At 28.9% G+C, this 19,811-nt stretch carries 17 protein-coding genes; 15 read left to right on the top strand and 2 right to left on the bottom strand.

Going from position 1 to position 19,811, the window contains the following annotated elements:
- Nucleotides 1–139 precede the first annotated feature (139 nt).
- On the bottom strand, nt 140–373 hold the full coding sequence (locus tag N4A48_RS10225; RefSeq protein WP_293665816.1) for a hypothetical protein: 234 nt from the start codon (nt 371–373) through the stop codon (nt 140–142).
- A gap of 342 nt (nt 374–715) precedes the next feature.
- On the opposite strand from N4A48_RS10225, the gene ccpM reads away from it, so the two are divergent.
- The 4 genes from ccpM (at nt 716) to N4A48_RS10205 (ending at nt 5,904) form a co-directional block, all read left to right on the top strand.
- On the top strand, nt 716–2,149 hold the full coding sequence (gene ccpM / locus N4A48_RS10220; RefSeq protein ID WP_293665815.1) for a Cys-rich peptide radical SAM maturase CcpM: 1,434 nt from the start codon (nt 716–718) through the stop codon (nt 2,147–2,149).
- Between the two features lie 30 nt (nt 2,150–2,179).
- Nucleotides 2,180–3,238, top strand: a complete 1,059-nt coding sequence (locus tag N4A48_RS10215) for a TIGR04066 family peptide maturation system protein (protein WP_293665814.1) — start codon at nt 2,180–2,182, stop codon at nt 3,236–3,238.
- Between the two features lie 49 nt (nt 3,239–3,287).
- Entirely contained in the window at nt 3,288–3,530 is a 243-nt protein-coding gene (locus tag N4A48_RS10210; RefSeq protein ID WP_293665813.1) for a peptide maturation system acyl carrier-related protein, read from the top strand.
- Between the two features lie 544 nt (nt 3,531–4,074).
- Entirely contained in the window at nt 4,075–5,904 is a 1,830-nt protein-coding gene (locus N4A48_RS10205; RefSeq protein ID WP_293665812.1) for an ABC transporter ATP-binding protein, read from the top strand.
- Between the two features lie 387 nt (nt 5,905–6,291).
- Here N4A48_RS10205 and N4A48_RS10200 read toward each other — a convergent pair whose 3' ends face one another.
- A complete protein-coding gene (locus N4A48_RS10200) occupies nt 6,292–7,713 on the bottom strand; it encodes an IS4 family transposase (protein WP_293665810.1) in 1,422 nt (473 codons plus the stop codon).
- A gap of 1,230 nt (nt 7,714–8,943) precedes the next feature.
- Here N4A48_RS10200 and N4A48_RS10195 point away from each other — a divergent pair.
- From N4A48_RS10195 to N4A48_RS10145, 11 genes are all read left to right on the top strand, one after another.
- On the top strand, nt 8,944–9,789 hold the full coding sequence (locus tag N4A48_RS10195; protein ID WP_293665809.1) for a hypothetical protein: 846 nt from the start codon (nt 8,944–8,946) through the stop codon (nt 9,787–9,789).
- A gap of 542 nt (nt 9,790–10,331) precedes the next feature.
- On the top strand, nt 10,332–10,643 hold the full coding sequence (locus tag N4A48_RS10190; protein WP_293665808.1) for a hypothetical protein: 312 nt from the start codon (nt 10,332–10,334) through the stop codon (nt 10,641–10,643).
- Nucleotides 10,644–10,928: 285 nt separating this feature from the next.
- The gene (locus tag N4A48_RS10185) at nt 10,929–12,176 is read left to right on the top strand and encodes a sensor histidine kinase (RefSeq protein ID WP_293665807.1); all 1,248 of its coding nucleotides are present in this window, start codon (nt 10,929–10,931) and stop codon (nt 12,174–12,176) included.
- Nucleotides 12,177–12,189: 13 nt separating this feature from the next.
- Nucleotides 12,190–13,218 carry a response regulator transcription factor gene (locus tag N4A48_RS10180; protein ID WP_293665806.1) on the top strand — a complete coding sequence of 343 codons (1,029 nt, stop codon included), beginning with the start codon at nt 12,190–12,192 and terminating at the stop codon, nt 13,216–13,218.
- Nucleotides 13,219–13,496: 278 nt separating this feature from the next.
- Nucleotides 13,497–13,772, top strand: coding sequence for a BMC domain-containing protein (locus tag N4A48_RS10175; RefSeq protein ID WP_293665820.1), 276 nt, complete (start codon nt 13,497–13,499; stop codon nt 13,770–13,772).
- A 24-nt stretch (nt 13,773–13,796) separates the two neighbouring features.
- On the top strand, nt 13,797–14,615 hold the full coding sequence (gene pduB, locus N4A48_RS10170; RefSeq protein WP_293665805.1) for a propanediol utilization microcompartment protein PduB: 819 nt from the start codon (nt 13,797–13,799) through the stop codon (nt 14,613–14,615).
- 62 nt (nt 14,616–14,677) lie between these two features.
- On the top strand, nt 14,678–17,233 hold the full coding sequence (locus N4A48_RS10165) for a glycyl radical protein (RefSeq protein WP_293665804.1): 2,556 nt from the start codon (nt 14,678–14,680) through the stop codon (nt 17,231–17,233).
- 82 nt (nt 17,234–17,315) lie between these two features.
- Complete coding sequence (locus N4A48_RS10160; RefSeq protein ID WP_293665803.1) at nt 17,316–18,260, top strand: glycyl-radical enzyme activating protein; 945 nt, start codon at nt 17,316–17,318, stop codon at nt 18,258–18,260.
- A gap of 48 nt (nt 18,261–18,308) precedes the next feature.
- Nucleotides 18,309–18,845, top strand: coding sequence for a BMC domain-containing protein (locus tag N4A48_RS15075; protein ID WP_330665104.1), 537 nt, complete (start codon nt 18,309–18,311; stop codon nt 18,843–18,845).
- Nucleotides 18,846–18,857: 12 nt separating this feature from the next.
- Nucleotides 18,858–19,133 (top strand): BMC domain-containing protein, encoded by a 276-nt coding sequence (locus tag N4A48_RS10150; protein ID WP_293665819.1) that lies wholly within the window; start codon nt 18,858–18,860, stop codon nt 19,131–19,133.
- Between the two features lie 21 nt (nt 19,134–19,154).
- Nucleotides 19,155–19,805, top strand: coding sequence for a phosphate propanoyltransferase (locus N4A48_RS10145; protein ID WP_293665801.1), 651 nt, complete (start codon nt 19,155–19,157; stop codon nt 19,803–19,805).
- Nucleotides 19,806–19,811: the final 6 nt, after the last annotated feature.

Here is a 19,811-nt window from a genome sequence, read left to right as displayed (position 1 = left end):
TTCCCTTATATTTTGCCCACGGAATGCGATTTTTACCTACAGTAATAGTAGTAGAATCAATAGCTAATAAATCTTTAGGAAGATCTAAAATTCTTTTTACTGAACGATTACATTTATTAGAAAGTATATGAAAAAGCCTTTATGTAATTTCATAATCTACTGTGCTTGCTTTCTTTGATATAGTAGAGTGATCTACTTGCGGAAGTTTAAAATCACTCAATTCACCAACAGCTGCTACAAAGTATTGAAGCAATGTATATACAGTAAATTTTCTAGATGTATCTTTATATCCAATTAAATTACATACCGCTTCTACTTCTTCAGGTGTAAGAAATGTTTGCATTATATTCATTATAGTGTTATTCTTTTTCATAAGGAGTACTTCTTTTCTAAAATATTTGTGTTGTAGGATACCAAATATTTTACACTAGAAGTACTCTTTTTTATACCTTTTTTTGGATAATCAACACGCTTGATTTAATATATATTCATTTCAATTTTTCTACTCTAATTTTGGGTTTATTCTATAAATCCAACTGAAAATTTAATCTTGATTAAAGAGTAATTGACTATCTATAAAAATAATGATATAGTTTTAAAAGTACATGGAATATAATTGATTAATTGTAACTTTTTGTAAAGATTTTTGATATCCTAAAAGCTTCACTGAAATGCACTATAACGAACTCGTCAATTTTAAATAACGGAGGTATAGATGAATATGGTTGATAATTATTTTATACATTTATTTGAAACTCCTTTAAATAAATATTTTTATGATGTTAATACAAATAAAATAATAGATATTCCCGAAAATGTTTATATGTATTTAAAAAATAAGGAATCAAAAAAAGAAGCTATTGAGGTTATTGAAAAATATATTAAGGATTTAAAAGATCAAGGGTATCTTAAGGATAAAAAGGTTCAACAAGTAAAACATCCTAGAACTAAGTATATAGAATATTTCGTCAATAATAAAATGAACGATTTAGTATTGCAAGTTACACAGGATTGTAACTTGCGTTGTGAGTACTGTCCATATTCAATAGGAAATAAGCATCGCATACATAATAAGAGTACAATGGATGTTGAAATTGCAAAAAAAGGAATCGATTTTTTAGTTAAACATTCCCGTGAAAGTGAAGAATTAAATATAGGATTTTATGGAGGAGAGCCCTTAATAGAATTTGAATTGATAAAAGAATGTGTGAAATATGCAGACTTAGCTACCGAAGGGAAAAAATTAAGTTATAGCATGACGACAAATGGAACAATAATGAATGATGAAATAATTGATTTTTTCTACAAGAATAAGTTTTTAATTACAGTAAGCTTGGATGGACCTGCACATGTTCATAATCGCAGTAGACATTTTGCATATTCAGATAAAGGTAGCTTTGATACAATAATAGAAAATCTACAGAAGATAGAGAAAAAATATCCTAGCTATTATAGAGAAAAAGTAATTTTTAATGCTGTCGTTACAGCAGAATATGGGTTCTTAGAAATAGATAATTTTTTCAAAGAAGAGTATTTAACGAAAGATAATGCTGTAACACTTTCAATGGATAACAATCTGGAAAATAATATGAATCCTAAGATAGAAAGAACATATAAGGAAGATTATATTATAGAGCGACAATATTTAGAATTTCTGATGCTTTTATCAAAAATCGGATGGCTTGAGGATTACAAGGTTTCTGCTGGATCAGAGGATAATTTTAGAAGTCTAGCAACTTTTGAAAGAAAAATGAGGATGGATAAGAGATCAGAATTACCAGACGAATGGCATCATGGTGGGCCTTGTATGCCTGGTGAAAAAAGATTATTTATGACTGTAGATGGAAACTTTTATCCCTGTGAAAAAGTTTCAGAAATAAATATTGAGAATAATATTGGGAATATTTTTGAAGGAGTAGACGTGGACAAGGTAAACTCTATTCTTAATATTGGATGTAGAAATCAAAAAAAATGTACAAATTGTTGGGCTTATTCACTTTGTAGTGTATGCATTTTGTACTATGAAAATAGGGAAAATCTTGATAATGTATGTAGTTCAATTCGAAAAGATATAGAAGATAAAATGAAAACCTTATGCTTGTTAAATGAATTCAATTACAAGTTAGATCATGAAATGATTCAAATTTGATGAAAACATGATTTAAAAAGGAGGCTATGTATGCGTATAATAGTATATCCATTTGATGAGACATTTTTACCAGTATTATATTTTTTAAGTGAAGATCCGGCGTTTAACAGTGAAATATCACTCATAAGTCCCAGAGGATGGGGGTTAGTCGGAAAAAAATATAACTACGGTAAAAAAACGTTTATTGTTGAGTCAGATTTTGAAAAAAATGTGAATGAATGTTCGGAAATTTGGATCGTTAATTCTAGGTATGATTTAGATGTGGAAAAATATATTATACCCTTAATAAACAATGTAGATGATAAGAAAATTATTATATCCAAAAAGTTATCTATAAACGAAAAGCATGAAATAGATAAAAATTTAAAAACATGTAAAGTCATATTTGCAAATGAATCAAATATAGATCTTTCTGAAGAATTAAATGAGTATTTATTCCATATTAGTGTGCCGGTAATTTTTGTTACAGGGATTACTGAAAGCACAGATAAATTTAAAGTTCAATTAAATCTATATTCTGAGTTATCTAGAATAGGATACAACGTAGGTCTGTTATCCTCTAGCCCAGAAAGTATACTATGTGGTATGCCTACTTTGCCAGAGTCTCTATATGATGAACAAATCTCAACTAAAAGAAAAATACTTTTATTAAACCAATTTATAAAAAAATACGAGTTATGTGAAAACCCAGAAGTATTGATTATTGGCGTACCTGGAGAAATTCTTATGTTAAGCAATTACTATATAGGACACGGTGGTGCTATATCTCACATCATATCTCAAGCGGTTAAAGCGGATAGTGTTGTATTGTGTTCTATGTATAACGAAATACCTAGCTCTGATTTAATAAGTATTGGTGATCAAATTTCCAAAAGATTAGGAAGTGATGTAAAATATCATGCTGTTACAAATAAGACCCTTAATTATGAAGAGACAGAATCCGAGAAAAGAATTAGTTATTTAACATTATCAAGTGATTTTGTATTGAAAAATAGTGAAAATTATATACATGATAATATTTATTTTTCTTTTTTAGATCAAGATATTAAACGTATGGCATGTGATATTATTGAAGAATTATCCAAATAAAAAGAGTATTTAAAATAGAGATCTCTAGATGAGAAAGTGAGGTTGCCTTATGGAAATCGAAAAAAAGTTAGAAGTACTTTTTAAAAAGTATACAAATATTTCTTTTGACCGTAATCATGATTTAAAAAATAAACCTCTAACAGGTTTTGACATAAATTTAATGCCTGCAGTCCTTGTATTTATCTTAAAGCAAGTTGAACTTGAATATAATATCAACATATCAAAATCCAAAGTTGTACAAGGCCATTTTAATACATTTAATAATATTTTAAAATTGATCACAGAAGTTTAGTTCTTGAAAAACCTCAAATTAGTTTTTAAAAATTACTAACTATAATTATTTTTAATAAAGATATATATAAGTTTTTTAAAAAAACTTATATACATAAATTAAATATTTTTTATATAAAAATATTTAAAACAAATAATTGCAAGGGGGGATTTTTATGAAAAAAGAGTTAATCAGAAAGCAAGGCAGAGAACTTACTACTGTTATATCTGCAAGTGGTTCACGTAGTCCTAGGTCAATGTGTGGTTGTGGTAATTGTTATTGTGGAGAGTCAACTTCAAGAAGCAGCAGCAATGAGAGAGATACTCGTAATGCGCGACGAATGATAGAACATAATCCAGGTTAAGGAATAAAGAATAAGGAATAACTAATTCGAGGTCACTGAAAAAGTGTCGTTCTTAAATTTTCATGTACAATATTTGGTAAATAATGACGCCAAATATATTATATATTGTATATGAAATTCAAGATCTATGACTTTTTCAGTGGCCTTAACTAATTCCACTATGAAAAATTAAAAATATAATGAAAAGAGTGAATGAATCAAATGGATGAAATACTTAAAAAAAATAAAATTAGAGTTATTTCAGTTGTAATCAAAATGATAAAAGAAAGTTTATCTCTTGTGTATGAATATGATAAACGATACCTGTATATCAGCATAGGATTGACACTTATAGTAGGTTTTTTCCCAGCAATTCAGATTGTTTTATTGCAAAATATAATCAATAATATACAAAGTGGGGGAGATGATTTTCTTAAAATTCTTCAGTCTATTATTTTATATGTAGGAATTAATATATTTGATTTTGCTATGCAAGAAATATATAGGTGTTATAACAATAATTTTGATCTTAAGTTTAATAAATTTATTAATTTAAAAATGTTAGATAAATCAACTAAATTAAAACTTAAACACTTCGAAGATTCAGAAATTTACAACATCATAAAAAGAGCACAAAATGAAGGTTCTTCTAGTGTCTTAAATTATATTGCCAGTGTTTTTGATATTGTAAAGCAAATAATTATAATCAGTTCCACTATACTCGTATTATTGCAGCTTGAATGGTGGATTATTTTATTTATTTTTATAATTCCAATCATAAAATATATTTACACCATCCATTTTGATAAAAAATGGTATGATGTTCGCAAACAAAGAACAAGTAAAGAGCGTAAAACTTGGTATATAAATTTCTTATTGATGACCGGAAATGCTTTTAAAGAGATCAAATTACTTGGATTGAAAGATTATTTTATTGCCCAATATACGGAAATAAAAAGCGAAATCATAAATGAAGATATTAAATTAAATAATAAGATTACAGCCATATATATAGCATTAGGTCTTTTTGATTATTTTATTACAGGAGGCATATTTACATATATAGTTTATAAAGGATATACAAAAACAATTATGATTGGAGATGTGAATGCGTATACTGAATGTATCTATAATATTAAAGCAAACATCGAAGATATTTTTTTTCAAATGAATAAAATTGTGGAACAATCACTTTATGTAGATTTACTTTTTCAATTTTTTAATATAGAAGAACAAAAAGACACTAAAGGTATCGGTATTGATACTATATATAAAATTGAATTAAAAAATGTATCATACAAGTATCCTAATGATCCTGATTATATATTAAAAAATATTAATTTGACTGCTGAAAAAGGGGATACTGTTGCTTTAGTGGGTGAAAATGGCTCCGGAAAGACGACGCTTACCAAACTTATACTTGGGTTTTATGATGACTATGAAGGTGAAATATTTATAAATAATATAAACTTAAGAGAGATTAAAAAGAATTCTTATATAAAAAAAATAGGATGTGTTTTTCAAGATTATATCAAATATGAGGCCACTTTGCGAGAAAATATAGGTTTTGGAAATGTTGATAAAGTCAATGATGATAACAAAATTTGGAATATATTGAAGTCAATAAGTTTAAAAGAAGAAGTATACAGTGATTCAGGGTTAGAAACGGTTATGGGTCATTGGTTTGGTAATAAACAAGTTTCCATTGGTGAGTGGCAGAAAATAGCAATTGCAAGAGCTTTATATAAAGATGCAGATTTATATATTTTAGATGAACCAGACTCTTCAATTGATATATTGAAGCAAAAAGAATTAATTCATATATACAACGGCTTTTTAAAACAAAAATTAGGAATTATTATATCTCATAGGGTTAATCACATTCATTTATTGGCGGATAATATATATGTATTAAAAAATGGAGCTATTATTGAAAACGGAGATCATGATAAACTCATGAAGAATCAAAAGTTGTATAAAAAGTTGTATCTAAATTGTGAACAGCCGAATAGCGGATATATTATATCCGATCAAATTTCGTCTTGTTCTTAAGAATATAAAAAGGAGTATTAGGTGTTGGAGCAACTATTGCCATAAGCATTGTGACTAAACAAAGCCCTATTGATTTAGGAAAAAAATTATAACAAGAAAATTATAATAAATAAATTCAAAATATCTATCGGGGACACTAAAGCTCATGTAAAAACCGGTGATTATGGGGTAGTACCACATAGCCATCAAGCTAAGAAGTTGCAAAGGTCACAGGAATATTAAAATATTCAATTTTTTAAGATAGAGAGTATAAAAAATAGTATTTCCGTATTTCTTATCCATATATAACTCATATCAAATAGGGTTTATTGTACAATAAATAGACCTATGGGAAAATTAATTTTTTTAAATACATAGGTCTATTTTTATGGTATTATTAAAGTGTTTTTATGTGGCGAATTTACATGCGTTTTCTTGGTGGTGGTAGGAGACCCCTAGAATATCAAAGAAAGTTTTCTTTCCTTTGCGATGTGATTTTCGTCCGTTTCTTTTTATACACTTATATATTTTTAATAATATTTTATATACTTTTAAAGGACTATTTACTAAGTCAAAATATATCTTTTGAATATATTCTTTTATAATTCTTGCACTCTTGATTTCACTTGCTTCTAGCTTTTCTATGTTTAAAAGTTCATTTCTCATTTTGAACATTATTGATGAACTTAATATTAATAAAATAAGCTTCCCATAAAGCTGACATTTGAATCGTTCTATTTTTACAGGTTTTACATTTGAAATTGTAAATATTGATTTCCATGTTTTAAATAAAATTTCTATTTGCCACCTCAAAGAATATATCTCATATATTTGATCATTAGGAACTATTGAGCTATCAACATTTGTGATTAACATAGTTATTCCCAATAGTTTCATTGTATTTTCACTTTTCTTGATACCTTTCTTTTTAGCTGTTTTCTCAACTTTTAACTTACGTTCCTTTAATTGTTTATAAGTTAGCTTGTATAGAACTAATCTTTCTTTTCTCTTCTCAATTCTTCCTATATATACTTCTTTTAATTCTAATACTCCACCAGCAGGTATATCTTTTGCTATTTCTGATAAATCAATTCTTTTATAAAGAGTAGATTTCTTTATCTTTCCATTCTTATGATACTCTACATCTTCATTTTCAACGTATATAGCCACATTTGGTTTTAATCTTGAAATATACGAAGCTCCCTTAGCATCTAAATCTTTAAAGTCGTTCAGACTAAAATAACCTAAGTCCCTTAAAGAAAGATCTCTTTCCTTGAAGGTCTTATTTATCTTACTTCCAAATGTATTATCATTTCCTTTTCCAGGACCTACATCAACATGTATGAACTTCCCAGATTTTAGATCATATTCAAGTTGTATTTTAACTCCAGCAGGTTGAGAACTTCCACCAGAGCCTTTATATTCTTCTTTATATATTTCTGGAACTTGAAATGCTGTAGAATCAACTATTCTAATCCTATCAAAGTGTTTATCCCATGAGGTAGAAATCTTAGAATCCGATAAAGCTATATCGTTTAATAATCTTGTAAAAATTTCTTGTAAAAAAGCCACAGCTTTATCATTCAATCGATCATGTATAGCTTGTGTTGTGACTTCAATATCAATTTCTGAATGTAGATTAGCACTCATAGAAACAAGTGTATTTTTAGATATATCTAAGCCTGAAAAGGCACATAGATAAAGAAATTGCCAAGCTTGAAGCTTTCCTTGCCTTTGAATAAAACCAACATCTCTTGCTATTTTTTCAATTGCATCTTTTGAAATAACTTTAAGGATTTCTTGAATCATTTGCTTCATAGTATTTTTCATATTTAATGTTTTTACTTTTGCCTCCTTAGAACTTTAAGTAGCATTAGTATATTATTTTTTAACGAATGGGGGCAATTGATTTGTTGCAAAATCCTTAGCTTGATGGCTATGTGGCCATACCCCATATTGTTTCACCAATCGCATCTTCTCTTTTAAGACAAGGATCATCGGAAGGTGGTCAGCTTATGAGTATTATAAAAAAAGCAAGAAATTTATAAAATAAGGATACACAATTGTGTATCCTTATTTATTTTCTATAAACTCTATTCTATTGTAATATCATATGGATACCGTACAGCCTAGTAGTATAGACTTCAAAAGTGTTGTAAATTATAATATTTCAGATAATTTAACTTTCCTACTGAACATAAAATCTATATATTCTTCTTCTGCTGTAGTTTTGAAAAAAAGTTCTGATTTTTGTAAAAAATATACAGTTTTGATCAAACTTTTTTACAAAAACCTTAAATAATCATTACGAATTTTCAATGGTTTGAGGCATTGTTTTAATCAAACTTTTTTACAAAACTACAGGTATAAATTAACTTTTATACCATGTATTTTTTTGCTTAATTCGGATTTGTAGCGAAAATAAAGGTGATTTAAATAACGGTACTTAATCAATATTTTAATAAAACTAATAGATTGTATCTTATTAAATATACTAAAACTTCTTAAACTCCCTACGGTCAGACAAATAAGTTTATTAACGTATATTTAAACGATAAAATCTAAGTTCTATAGTAAAATATTGATGAAAAGTAGCTAACATTTAAATCCCCTTCATTTTATATAGATGATGTTAGTATAGTTTTATGGACAACAAGAAGGAATAAACATAATAATATATCAAAAACTGGATTGTCAACACTTTTTCATAAAATTGAATTGTTATTTTATTTGAAAATACAAGAGAGAAACGGGAATAAAACCCTGCTTCTCTTTTTTTATTGAGGAAAAAGAAAGAGAAAGTATCATTTTAGAAAAAAGAAAAGCATAAAAATAATATAAATACAAGAAATTATACATGTAATTTCAAGATAACATACTGAATTGAAAGATCCATTATTATAACAAATTATAGTAGATGTAATGAAGGAGGTGATGAGTTTGTGAAATAAAATTGAATAAAGGCGTTATTGTAGCTCTTAAGTAGAATTAAAATTATAAAAGAATGGAGGGATTAAATCTAAATAATAATAATTTAAATTAGTAAAGGAGAGATTAATAATGGGTGTAGAAGTTGTATTGGCTGCTTTTGGAGGAGGAGTATTTGGAGCGTTAATTGGTGCATTACCAGCGTTTATTTTTACAGGGATAATGGGATTAATGGGGATAGCTATTATGGCCTGTGGTGGAAATATAGATATAGTTGGAAATATCGCTTTTGGAACATTATTTGGACCTCATATTGCATTTGCAGGAGGTGTAGCGGCAGCAGCTTATGCGGCTAATAAAAAGCATCATATAGATGAAGGGAATGATACTATTACACCTCTTCTAAAAACACAAGATAGTTCTGTTTTGATAGTAGGCGGAGTATTTGGGGTCTTAGGATTTTTGATAAATAGTTTATTTGTTCATATGGGATTGCAAACAGATACGGTTGCAATGACTGTTTTTACATCAGGAGTAATAGTGAGATTATTATTTGGTAGCACAGGACTCATTGGTAAAAATGAGAATGTAGCTACATCAAAATTAGAAAAAAGAAGTTTTTTCCCAGATTCTAAAACATTAGCATTTAGTATTGTTTGGTCAGTATCATTAGGATTAGTAATTTCTTATATAGTAAATATTACACAAATAGGTACAATAGGATTTTGTATAAGTGCTTTTTCATTAATATTTGTACAAATGGGGTTTGAATTTCCTACAACTCATCATATTACTTTAGTTGCAGGATATGCAACTATAGCAACAGGAAATATTTTTATAGGGGCAGTATTTGCAGTAATAGCATGTATTATTGGAGAACTTGCTGGTAGAACATTTAATAGTTATTGCGATACTCATATAGATCCACCTGCAACAACAATATTCTTATGTAGTTTCGTTATATTTATGTTCATGTAAGTTTTTATATGTTAAAAATATTAAAGCAGTTGATTATATATATGAAATGAGGATTCTGCGAAAGTTTCAATAAAACAAGTTAAGTTATAAAACTAATATTAAAATGTACCCTATAGTGTAGACAAGTAAAAAAGCCTACACTATAGGGGTTTTTTATGTATAATAGATAAAAAACAAAATAACCATTTTCACCTAAAATAATTAATGAAGGAAATATATCAATTTTACTAAACAGTGTAAAAGCTTACATAAATTAATTAGATGGCTTCCTGATAAATGTTTTAATATATGCCTCTTATCCATATTATACTATGAATTTAAAATATAGGTATAATTGTGGTATAATTCAATATTAAAGCTGATTAATAAAAATATGTAATATCTGTAAAATCATAGATTTAACAAGGATTTTACAATAAAAGTGATTAAATAATGTAAAATAGAATTATATAAAACAGAATATTTTAAATGAGAGCTTGCTTTACAACCTATTCAATTTGAAAAATTTTAGATTTAGAATAAAATTGAAAGGAATGAGTACTATGTTCAGTAAAGTTTATGAAAAAAAAGAATTTATGATATTTCCCATAAAAAAAGGATATGTTGTTTATAATTCAAAAAAAGATTTTAGTGATGGACATACTCATTTGAAAAATTTTAACTCAGCAAAAAGTGCTATTGATTTAGTAGTCAATAAAAAGATCCCAAAGAGTACAAACTTTTATTACTTAACAAGCTTAATAAGAATTGCACAAGATAAAGATTATATTGATAAGATACAAGAGTTGATTGAAACAAGAAAAAGTAAGGGTAAAAAGAAGAATTATTATAATAATAGTTATTGCTGTAGATGATATGGTAATTATGAATAAATAAAATAAAGATTATTTAAGAAGACATATAATAAAAGATTAAAAAATTTTATTATATGTCTTTTTTGTGATATTTTCGCAATTAATTTAAATGAAAAATGTATAAATATTATATTACCTTTTAATAGTGTTACTTTTAAAGAGTATAGATTTTGTAGTCCACAAGGAGTTAAGCATGTAATTGGAGAATACAATCTATATAAAATTATAGTTAATTATATACTATAAATATGTAAGTAAATATAGTTAAGGGGGATTGGTTCTAGTATGAGCATAGATAGTCATAAAAATTTTTACTTAGGAAATATAATAGATGTACAAGTATTACAAGATATACAAGATAAATTTGCAGAGCTTACAGGAATAGCCTTTGTAACAGTGGATTTTAAAGGAAAACCTATCACACAGAGATCAAATTTTTGTGAGTTTTGTAAGATGAGGAGGGAAATGCCTAAATATAAAAAAATATGCTATCAATCAGATGCTCATGGAGGACTAGAAGCAGCTATTAGAGAAGAACCTTATATTATTTATAGATGTCCTACGGGATTAGTAGATTTTGCAATTCCTATTGTTGTAAAAGAACAATATTTAGGAGCAGTTTTATGTGGACAAGTTAGGTCGAATATAGAAGAATTGAAAAGTATATCTGATTCATTAAAAGATGATGAAGAATGGAAAGAAAATGATAGATTTGTTGAAGCATATAATAAAACGGTCTATTTAGATCTTAAAAAAATTGAAGTCATGGCAAAATTAGTTCATATAGTAGTTAATCAAATTGTTGAAAAATCAATGGTAAATTTAATTCAAGAAGAATTAAATGCTAAAAGTATGAAGTTAATGGAAGAACAGAAGAGGCGTGTAGAACTAGAGAAAGAATTGAAAATTTCAGAATTAAAAGCTTTACAATCCCAAATTAATCCTCATTTTTTATTTAATGTTTTAAACACAATTGGAAGACTTGCTTTAATTGAAAAAGCAGAAAAAACACAAGAAATAGTATATTCTTTAGCAGAACTACTAAGATATGTATTGAAAAATACAGATAGTAAAGTTACTGTAAGGGAAGACATAGAATATATAGAGAAATATCTAAAAATTCAATCTATTAGGTTTGGGAATAGGGTAAATTATAAAATATGTATAGAAGAAGGTATAGAAGATATAAAAATACCTGTAATGATTTTGCAACCGTTTGTTGAAAATGCTATTAGTCATGGTTTAGAACCTAGTGGAAAAGAAGGGAATATAAAGATAGAAGCATATTCCTTAGAACATGATATTATAATAAAAATTTCTGATGATGGAGTAGGTATTCCTCAAAGTAAAATGGACACTTTATTAAGTAAAAATACAAATAATTATAATACTAGTAAATCAAATGGAATAGGTGTATATAATACTAATAGAAGGCTGACTAATTATTTTGGGAAGGATTATAAAGTGAATATAAATAGCAAGTTAAATGCAGGAACTACAGTGAAAATAAAAATACCAAAAGGTATTAAATAAAAGGCGGCTACTTATGTATAAAATATTACTTGCTGATGATGAGTACTTAGAAAGAGAAGCTTTGAAAATTATTATAAGTAATCAAGTAAAAAAAGCACAAGTTATTGGCCAAGCATGCTCTGGAAAAGAAGCTGTTGAAATAAGCGAAAGACTAAATCCAGATATGATTCTTATGGATATTAAAATGCCTGAAATGAATGGGTTAGAAGCAGCAGAAATAATTAGAAATAAAGATGAGAACACGATAATCATAATATTAAGCGCATATGATGAGTTTCAATACGCACAAAAGGCTATTAGAGTAAGAGCGCATGATTATTTGTTAAAGCCTGTTCGGCCAGATAAAATAGTAGAATTAGTGGAAAAATATATTAATAATAAAGAAGGAGATTTTATAAACGATAAAGTTCAAGACTTATTGAATAGCATAAAAAATAATTATTATAAGAAATCTAAAGATGTGTTAAAACAAATAATAAATCACTTTAGTAAAATATACAACAGAAACAATATAGAATATATTAGAATGCTTGCAAATGATATTGCTTATAAAATGGTATATAATTTAAATCAGATAGATTTAAATAATACAAATATATCTGAGAATTTAAATTATAAACAAAGTCTGTCCTATGCTTTTGATGTTTGTGATATTGGAGATTGTTTATTGAAGCTTTTGGATGAAATTTTCAATGAAATAATAAACAATAAGCAATTATATAAGAGTGATGATTTAAATTGTGCATTAAATTATATAGAAAAGAATTTTAAAAATAATTTGACTTTAAATCAATTATCTAAACATGTAAATTTGAGTAGCACATATTTAAGCAAATTATTTAAACAGGAAATGAATGTAAATTTTATAAAGTATATAAACTTAAGAAGAATAGAAGAGGCAAAGGAAATATTGAAAAATACGAAGACTTGTATAAATGATATAGCCTTTGATTTAGGATATAATGAACCTAATTATTTTTGCAGAGTTTTTAAGAAGATAGAAGGAGTAACACCTACACAGTATAGGAATAATTTAAAATAAAATATTAAAGTAAATGAAAAGATGAAGATTCTTAGATGAAAGAATCTTCATCTTTTTTTAGTGAAAAACAAAAAAGTATAGTCATATGACTAAAAAGTATCATTTTTAAAAAAAGAAAACCTTAAAAATAATAAAAACACAAGAAATTATAAAAATAATACAAATTAGTATTAAAAAATCTAATGTGAAAACGATATCCTTTTATTTAATAGATATTTAATTTATAGTTTATTAGCATTCATTATTTAATATTAAAAAGTTTAGAAGGGAGTATGAACATGACAAGAGATGCTTTAGGTATGATTGAAACAAAAGGATTAGTAGGAGCAATTGAAGCTGCTGATGCTATGGTAAAGGCTGCGAATGTACGTTTGATAGGTTATGAAAAAATAGGTTCTGGACTTGTTACTGTCATGATCAGAGGAGATGTTGGTGCAGTAAAGGCTGCTACAGATGCAGGAGCCGCTGCAGCAGAAAGAGTAGGAGAAATTATGTCAATTCATGTAATTCCAAGACCACATAGTGAAGTGGCAGCTATATTACCTGTAGAATAATCGAATTTTGTGGAGGTGTAAAATTTGAAAGATCAATTAGTAGAGCAAATTATGGCTGAGGTAATGAAGAATATGAATCAGCCTAAAGAAGAAGTAAAAGTAGAGATAAATGAAAAAGAGGAAGTAAAAGTAGAAGAAACAAGTAATAAAAAATATTGCGGTTTGACAGAGTTTGTAGGGACTGCATCAGGGGATACTATAGGGTTTGTTATTGCTAATGTAGATTATGCATTACATGACATGATGAAAATAGATAAAAAGTATAGATCTATTGGTATTGTTGGAGCTCGTACAGGAGCAGGCCCTCAGATTATGGCTGCTGATGAAGCTGTTAAGGCAACAAATACAGAGATTTTATCTGTTGAATTAGCAAGAGATACAAAGGGTGGAGCAGGTCATGGTAGTTTGATTTTATTTGGTGCTGAGGATGTATCAGATGCAAGAAGAGCAGTAGAAGTAACATTAAAGGAATTAGATAGAACTTTTGGAGACGTTTATGCAAATGATGCTGGACATTTAGAATTCCAATATACAGCAAGAGCAAGCTATGCTTGTAATAAAGCATTCAATGCGCCAATAGGGAAAGCTTTTGGTTTAATCGTAGGAGCTCCAGCAGCTATAGGTGTTCTTATAGCAGATACAGCTGTTAAAGCTGCTAATGTAGATATAATTGGATATGCTTCACCAGCAGATGGAACAAGCTATAGTAATGAAGTAATTGCAATGATTAGTGGTGATTCTGGGGCTGTTAGACAATCAATTATTGCAGCCAGAGAGGTAGGAATACAAGCATTAGGAACTTTAGGAGATGTACCAACCTCAGCTGCTACGCCATATATTTAGAGATTTATTAATAAAAATGAGTACAAAAATTATTGAATCACATTAAAAGGGGGAAGTATAAAATGGATATTCTATCAAAAGGTTTTGGTGCACCAACTGAAAGAATAGAAGTATTAAAAGAACAAATATTATCAGCAGTTCCTTGTATTGAAGTTGACAGAGCACTTTTAATTACAGAATCATTTAAAGAAACAGAAGATAGACCTGCTGTTATACGTAGAGCAAAAGCATTAGACAAAATACTAACAGAGATTCCTATAACTATTAGAGAAGAAGAGCTTATTGTAGGTAGTTTAACAAAGCATCCTAGATCATCACAAGTTTTTCCAGAATTCTCGAATAAATGGTTAAAGGATGAGTTTGATAGAATTGGAAATAGAAATGGGGATTCTTTCCAAATAACAGAAGAAGACAAAAGACAATTAGAAGTTGTTTTTGAATATTGGGATGGAAAAACAACAAGTGAATTAGCTACATCTTATATGTCTGAAAAAACATTAGAGGCAATGAATGCAGATATGTTTACGGTTGGAAATTATTATATGAATGGTGTAGGACATATTTGTGTAGATTATGGAAAAATTTTATCAAAGGGTTATAACGGGATTATTGCTGAAGTTGAGGAAATGATGGCTAAAGCAGATAAAGCAGATCCTGAGTACATAAAGAAAGAACAGTTTTGGACATCTATAATTATTTCATGCAAAGCTGCTATTGTATATGCTAAAAGATATGCACAACTAGCAACAGAGTTAGCTAATAAATCACTAAATCCAACTAGACGAGAAGAATTATTACAAATAGCTAAGAATTGTGAGAATGTACCAGCTAATGGAGCAACTACATTCTATGAAGCTTGTCAATCCTTTTGGTTTGTACATGCGATTATTAATATAGAATCGAATGGACACTCTATTTCACCAACTCGTTTTGATCAATACATGTATCCTTATTTTAAAAAAGATATTGAATCAGGAGTAATTACAAATGAACAAGCACAAGAATTAGTAGACTGTGTTTGGATAAAATTAAATGATATTAATAAAGTACGTGATGAAGTTTCAACAAAAGCATTTGGTGGATATCCTATGTTCCAAAACTTAATTGTAGGTGGACAGACACACGAGGGAAAAGATGCTACGAATGAATTATCATATATGTCAATACAAGCTACTGCACATGTTAAATTGTCGCAACCATCTCTTTCTATACGTGTATGGGATAAAACACCAGATGAATTCTTATTAAGAGCGTGTGAGTTAAGTCGTATGGGATTAGGTATTCCTGCTTATTACAATGATGAAGTAATAGTTCCTGCATTAGTAAATCGAGGGTTAACTTTACAAGATGCTAGAGAGTATGGAATTATAGGTTGTGTTGAACCACAAAAGCCAGGAAAAACTGAAGGATGGCATGATTCAGCATTCTTTAATTTAGCGAGAATATTAGAGTTAACAATCAATAATGGTATGGATAAGGGTAAGCAACTTGGACCTAAAACAGGTGAATTTACTTCATTTACTCAATTTGACCAAATAATAGAAGCATATAAAAAACAAATGGAATACTTTGTATATCATTTAGTTTCAGCAGATAACTGTGTAGATATTGCTCATGCAGAAAGAGCACCATTGCCATTCTTATCTTGTATGGTTGAAGATTGTATAGGTAGAGGAAAATCACTTCAAGAGGGTGGTGCACATTATAACTTTACAGGACCACAAGGAGTTGGAGTTGCTAATGTTGGAGATTCTTTTGCAGCTATCAAGAAACTTGTATTTGATGAGAAAAAAATTACATTATCTCAATTAAAAGAAGCTCTTAATAGCAATTTTGGTGAAGTAGGTACAACATGTAATAGTATGAGTAATAAAGAAGATATGACATATCAGCTTGTTATGGCAGCTGTTAAGAAGGTATTATATGAAAACAATCAAATATCTGCAGATGAATTAAAAGAATCATTAAATATTAACCTTAACAGTATAACAAAACCAGTTTGTGGAAATATGGAAATGGAAGAAATTCGTCAAATGCTTCTCCATAGAGCTCCTAAATTTGGTAATGATATAGAAGAAGTAGATGAATTAGCTCGTCAAGGTGCACTAATTTATTGTAAAGAAGTTGAAAAGTATACAAATCCTCGTGGTGGAAAGTTCCAAGCAGGATTATATCCAGCATCTATTAATGTTTTATTTGGAACTTTAGTTGGAGCTACACCAGACGGAAGAAAATCACAGGAACCACTAGCAGATGGGGTATCACCAGTCAGAGGAGCAGATTCTAGTGGACCAACTGCTGCTGCTAACTCTGTTGCAAAGTTAGATCATCATATTGCATCTAATGGTACTTTGTTTAATCAAAAATTCCATCCAGCTGCTATACAAGGGGATAATGGATTAAGAAACTTAGCATCATTAGTACGTAGCTATTTTGACAATAAAGGTATGCATGTACAGTTTAATGTAATAGATAGAGATACTCTTATTGAAGCACAAAAAAATCCTGACAATTATAGAGATTTAGTTGTGCGTGTTGCAGGATATAGTGCACAATTTATCAGTTTAGATAAAGCAATCCAAGATGATATTATTATGAGAACACAGCATGAATTTTAAATAATATGATTATTAAATATCAAGGCTTGATTAAACTTTCAGACCTTGATATTTAATAAGAGCTTAAAGAGGAGTGAAAAACTTGCTAAATAGTAAAATTAACTATGAAGAGACAGGAATTGTTTTTAATATGCAACGTTTTTCTATACATGATGGGCCAGGAATTAGAACTATTGCATTTTTAAAGGGCTGTCCACTAACATGCGATTGGTGCAGTAATCCAGAATCACATAAAAAAAAGCCAGAAGTTATGTTTAATTTAAACAACTGTAAAGGTTGCAGAAAATGTGAGAAGGTATGTGCCTTAGGAGCTATTGACTTTAGTCTTCCACATAGAGTAAATCAAGATATTTGTACAGGATGTGGAAAGTGTGTTGAAGTTTGTTTTCCTAGAGGGTTAGTTATGTCAGGGAATAAAAGAATGGTAGAAGAAGTAATTAAAGATTTAAAAAAGGATTCAACTCAATATAGAAGATCTGGGGGAGGGATTACTCTTTCTGGAGGAGAGCCATTATTACAACAAGATTTTAGCGAAGAATTACTAAAAGCCTGTAAAGCTTTAGGATGGCATACAGCTATGGAAACTACAGCTTTTGCAAAAAAAGATGTAATAGAAAAAGTAATTCCTTGGGTAGATTTGGTGTTATTAGATATTAAAAGTATAGATGCGAGTCAACATAAAAGATATACAGGTGTGAATAATGAAATTATTTTAGAAAATGCTAAAACAATTGCCCAATTAGGGGTTGAGATTATTGTTAGAGTTCCTGTTATTCCAATGTTTAATGCAGATGAAAAGAGTATTAGAGATATAGCAAACTTTACTAAATCTCTAGGAGTAGTAAAAGAACTACATTTACTGCCTTATCATAGACTTGGAGTAAATAAATATGAATGTATAGGAAAGCATTATCCAATTAGACCTAATATAAAAACACCTAGTGAAGATACAATGATGAAATTAAAAGGAATTGTAGAATCAGTTGGTATAAAGTGTAGTGTTGGTGGACATTTTGGAGAGAACTAAATAAATTTAGATATTCTAAGGATAAAAATCATCGAGGAGGTGATGGATTTGTCAAAATTTGCTTTAGGGGTGATAGAGACAGTTGGTCTTGCAGCAGCAATAGAAGCTGCAGATACGGCAGTGAAATCATCGAATGTAAAACTTTTGGGGTATGAACTTACAAAAGGAAATGGAATGGTAACAGTAAAAATCGAAGGTGATGTAGGCGCCGTTAATGCTGCTATTCAAGCTGGTTGTGCAGCCGCTGAGAAAGTCAATAGAGTATATAGTAAAACTATTATTCCTAGACCTCATGATGAAATGCATAAATTGATTATAACAAAAGAAACAATTAAAAATATGGATTCAGAAGAGAATAATTTGAATGAGAAACAGACGGATAATATAGAAGAAGTATCAGAATTAGGATTAGAAACTATAGTGGAACTTGAAAAAAATATAGAAGTAAAAAAATACGAATTTAATGAAGAGGAAATAAAAAAAGATACAAAAAAGGTTTGTAATTTATGTGGGGATCCAGCATGTTCTAGGAAAAAAGGAGAACCTAGGTCTTCGTGTATTCATTATGAAGAAATAAAAAAATAAAGGGAGGAATAAATCATGAGTGATGCATTAGGAATGATAGAAACAAAAGGATTAGTAGGAGCAATAGAGGCAGCTGATGCAATGGTAAAGAGTGCAAATGTAATATTAATAGGATATGAAAAAATAGGGTCAGGATTAGTAACAGTAATGGTAAGAGGAGATGTAGGTGCAGTAAAGGCTGCAACAGATGCAGGAGCAGCAGCAGATAAAGTAGGGGAGTTAGTATCAATACATGTAATTCCAAGACCACACATGGATACAGAAAAGATTTTACCAGCAGTGAAATAAGAGAGAGGAGCATATATTATCATGGCCCAAGTGGATGTAGAAAAGATAATAAAAGATGTAGTTACACAAGTCATTGATCAATTGAATATAAGTACAGAGAGTAATCTTATACCTATAGGGGTTTCTAATAAACATATACACCTTAGTCAAAAAGATTTAGATATTTTATTTGGTAAAGGATATGAGCTGACAAAACTAAAGGATTTAGGACAACCAGGGCAATTTGCAGCCAACGAAACAGTTGAAGTAATAGGACCAAAAGGGTCTTTTAAGAAAGTAAGAATACTTGGGCCTGTAAGGAAAAGTACGCAATTAGAAATTTCATCAGGAGATGGATTTGTATTGGGGGTTAAGGCACCTATAAGGGAATCAGGAAAGCTTGAAGGTACACCAGGAGTTGTACTTAAGGGTCCTAAAGGTTCGGTAGAATTAAAGGAAGGCGTTATTGTAGCCCTAAGACATATTCATTTATCAACAGAATATGCACAAAAATATGGATATAAGGATTGTGAAATGGTTTCTGCAATGAGTGATGGGATTAGAAAAACAACTTTCCATAATGTTCTTCTTAGGGTTTCAGATGAGTATGAGCTAGAAATGCATATTGATATGGATGAAGCAAATGCATCAGGACTTAAAAATGGAGATAAAATTGAAATTATAAAGGAATGAAGGGAT

This window comes from Tepidibacter sp. (assembly GCF_025210165.1).
Lineage (GTDB): Bacteria > Bacillota > Clostridia > Peptostreptococcales > Peptostreptococcaceae > Tepidibacter_A.
The sequence above is the reverse complement of the archived record's forward strand: the minus strand, read 5'-3'. Positions and strand labels throughout refer to the sequence as shown.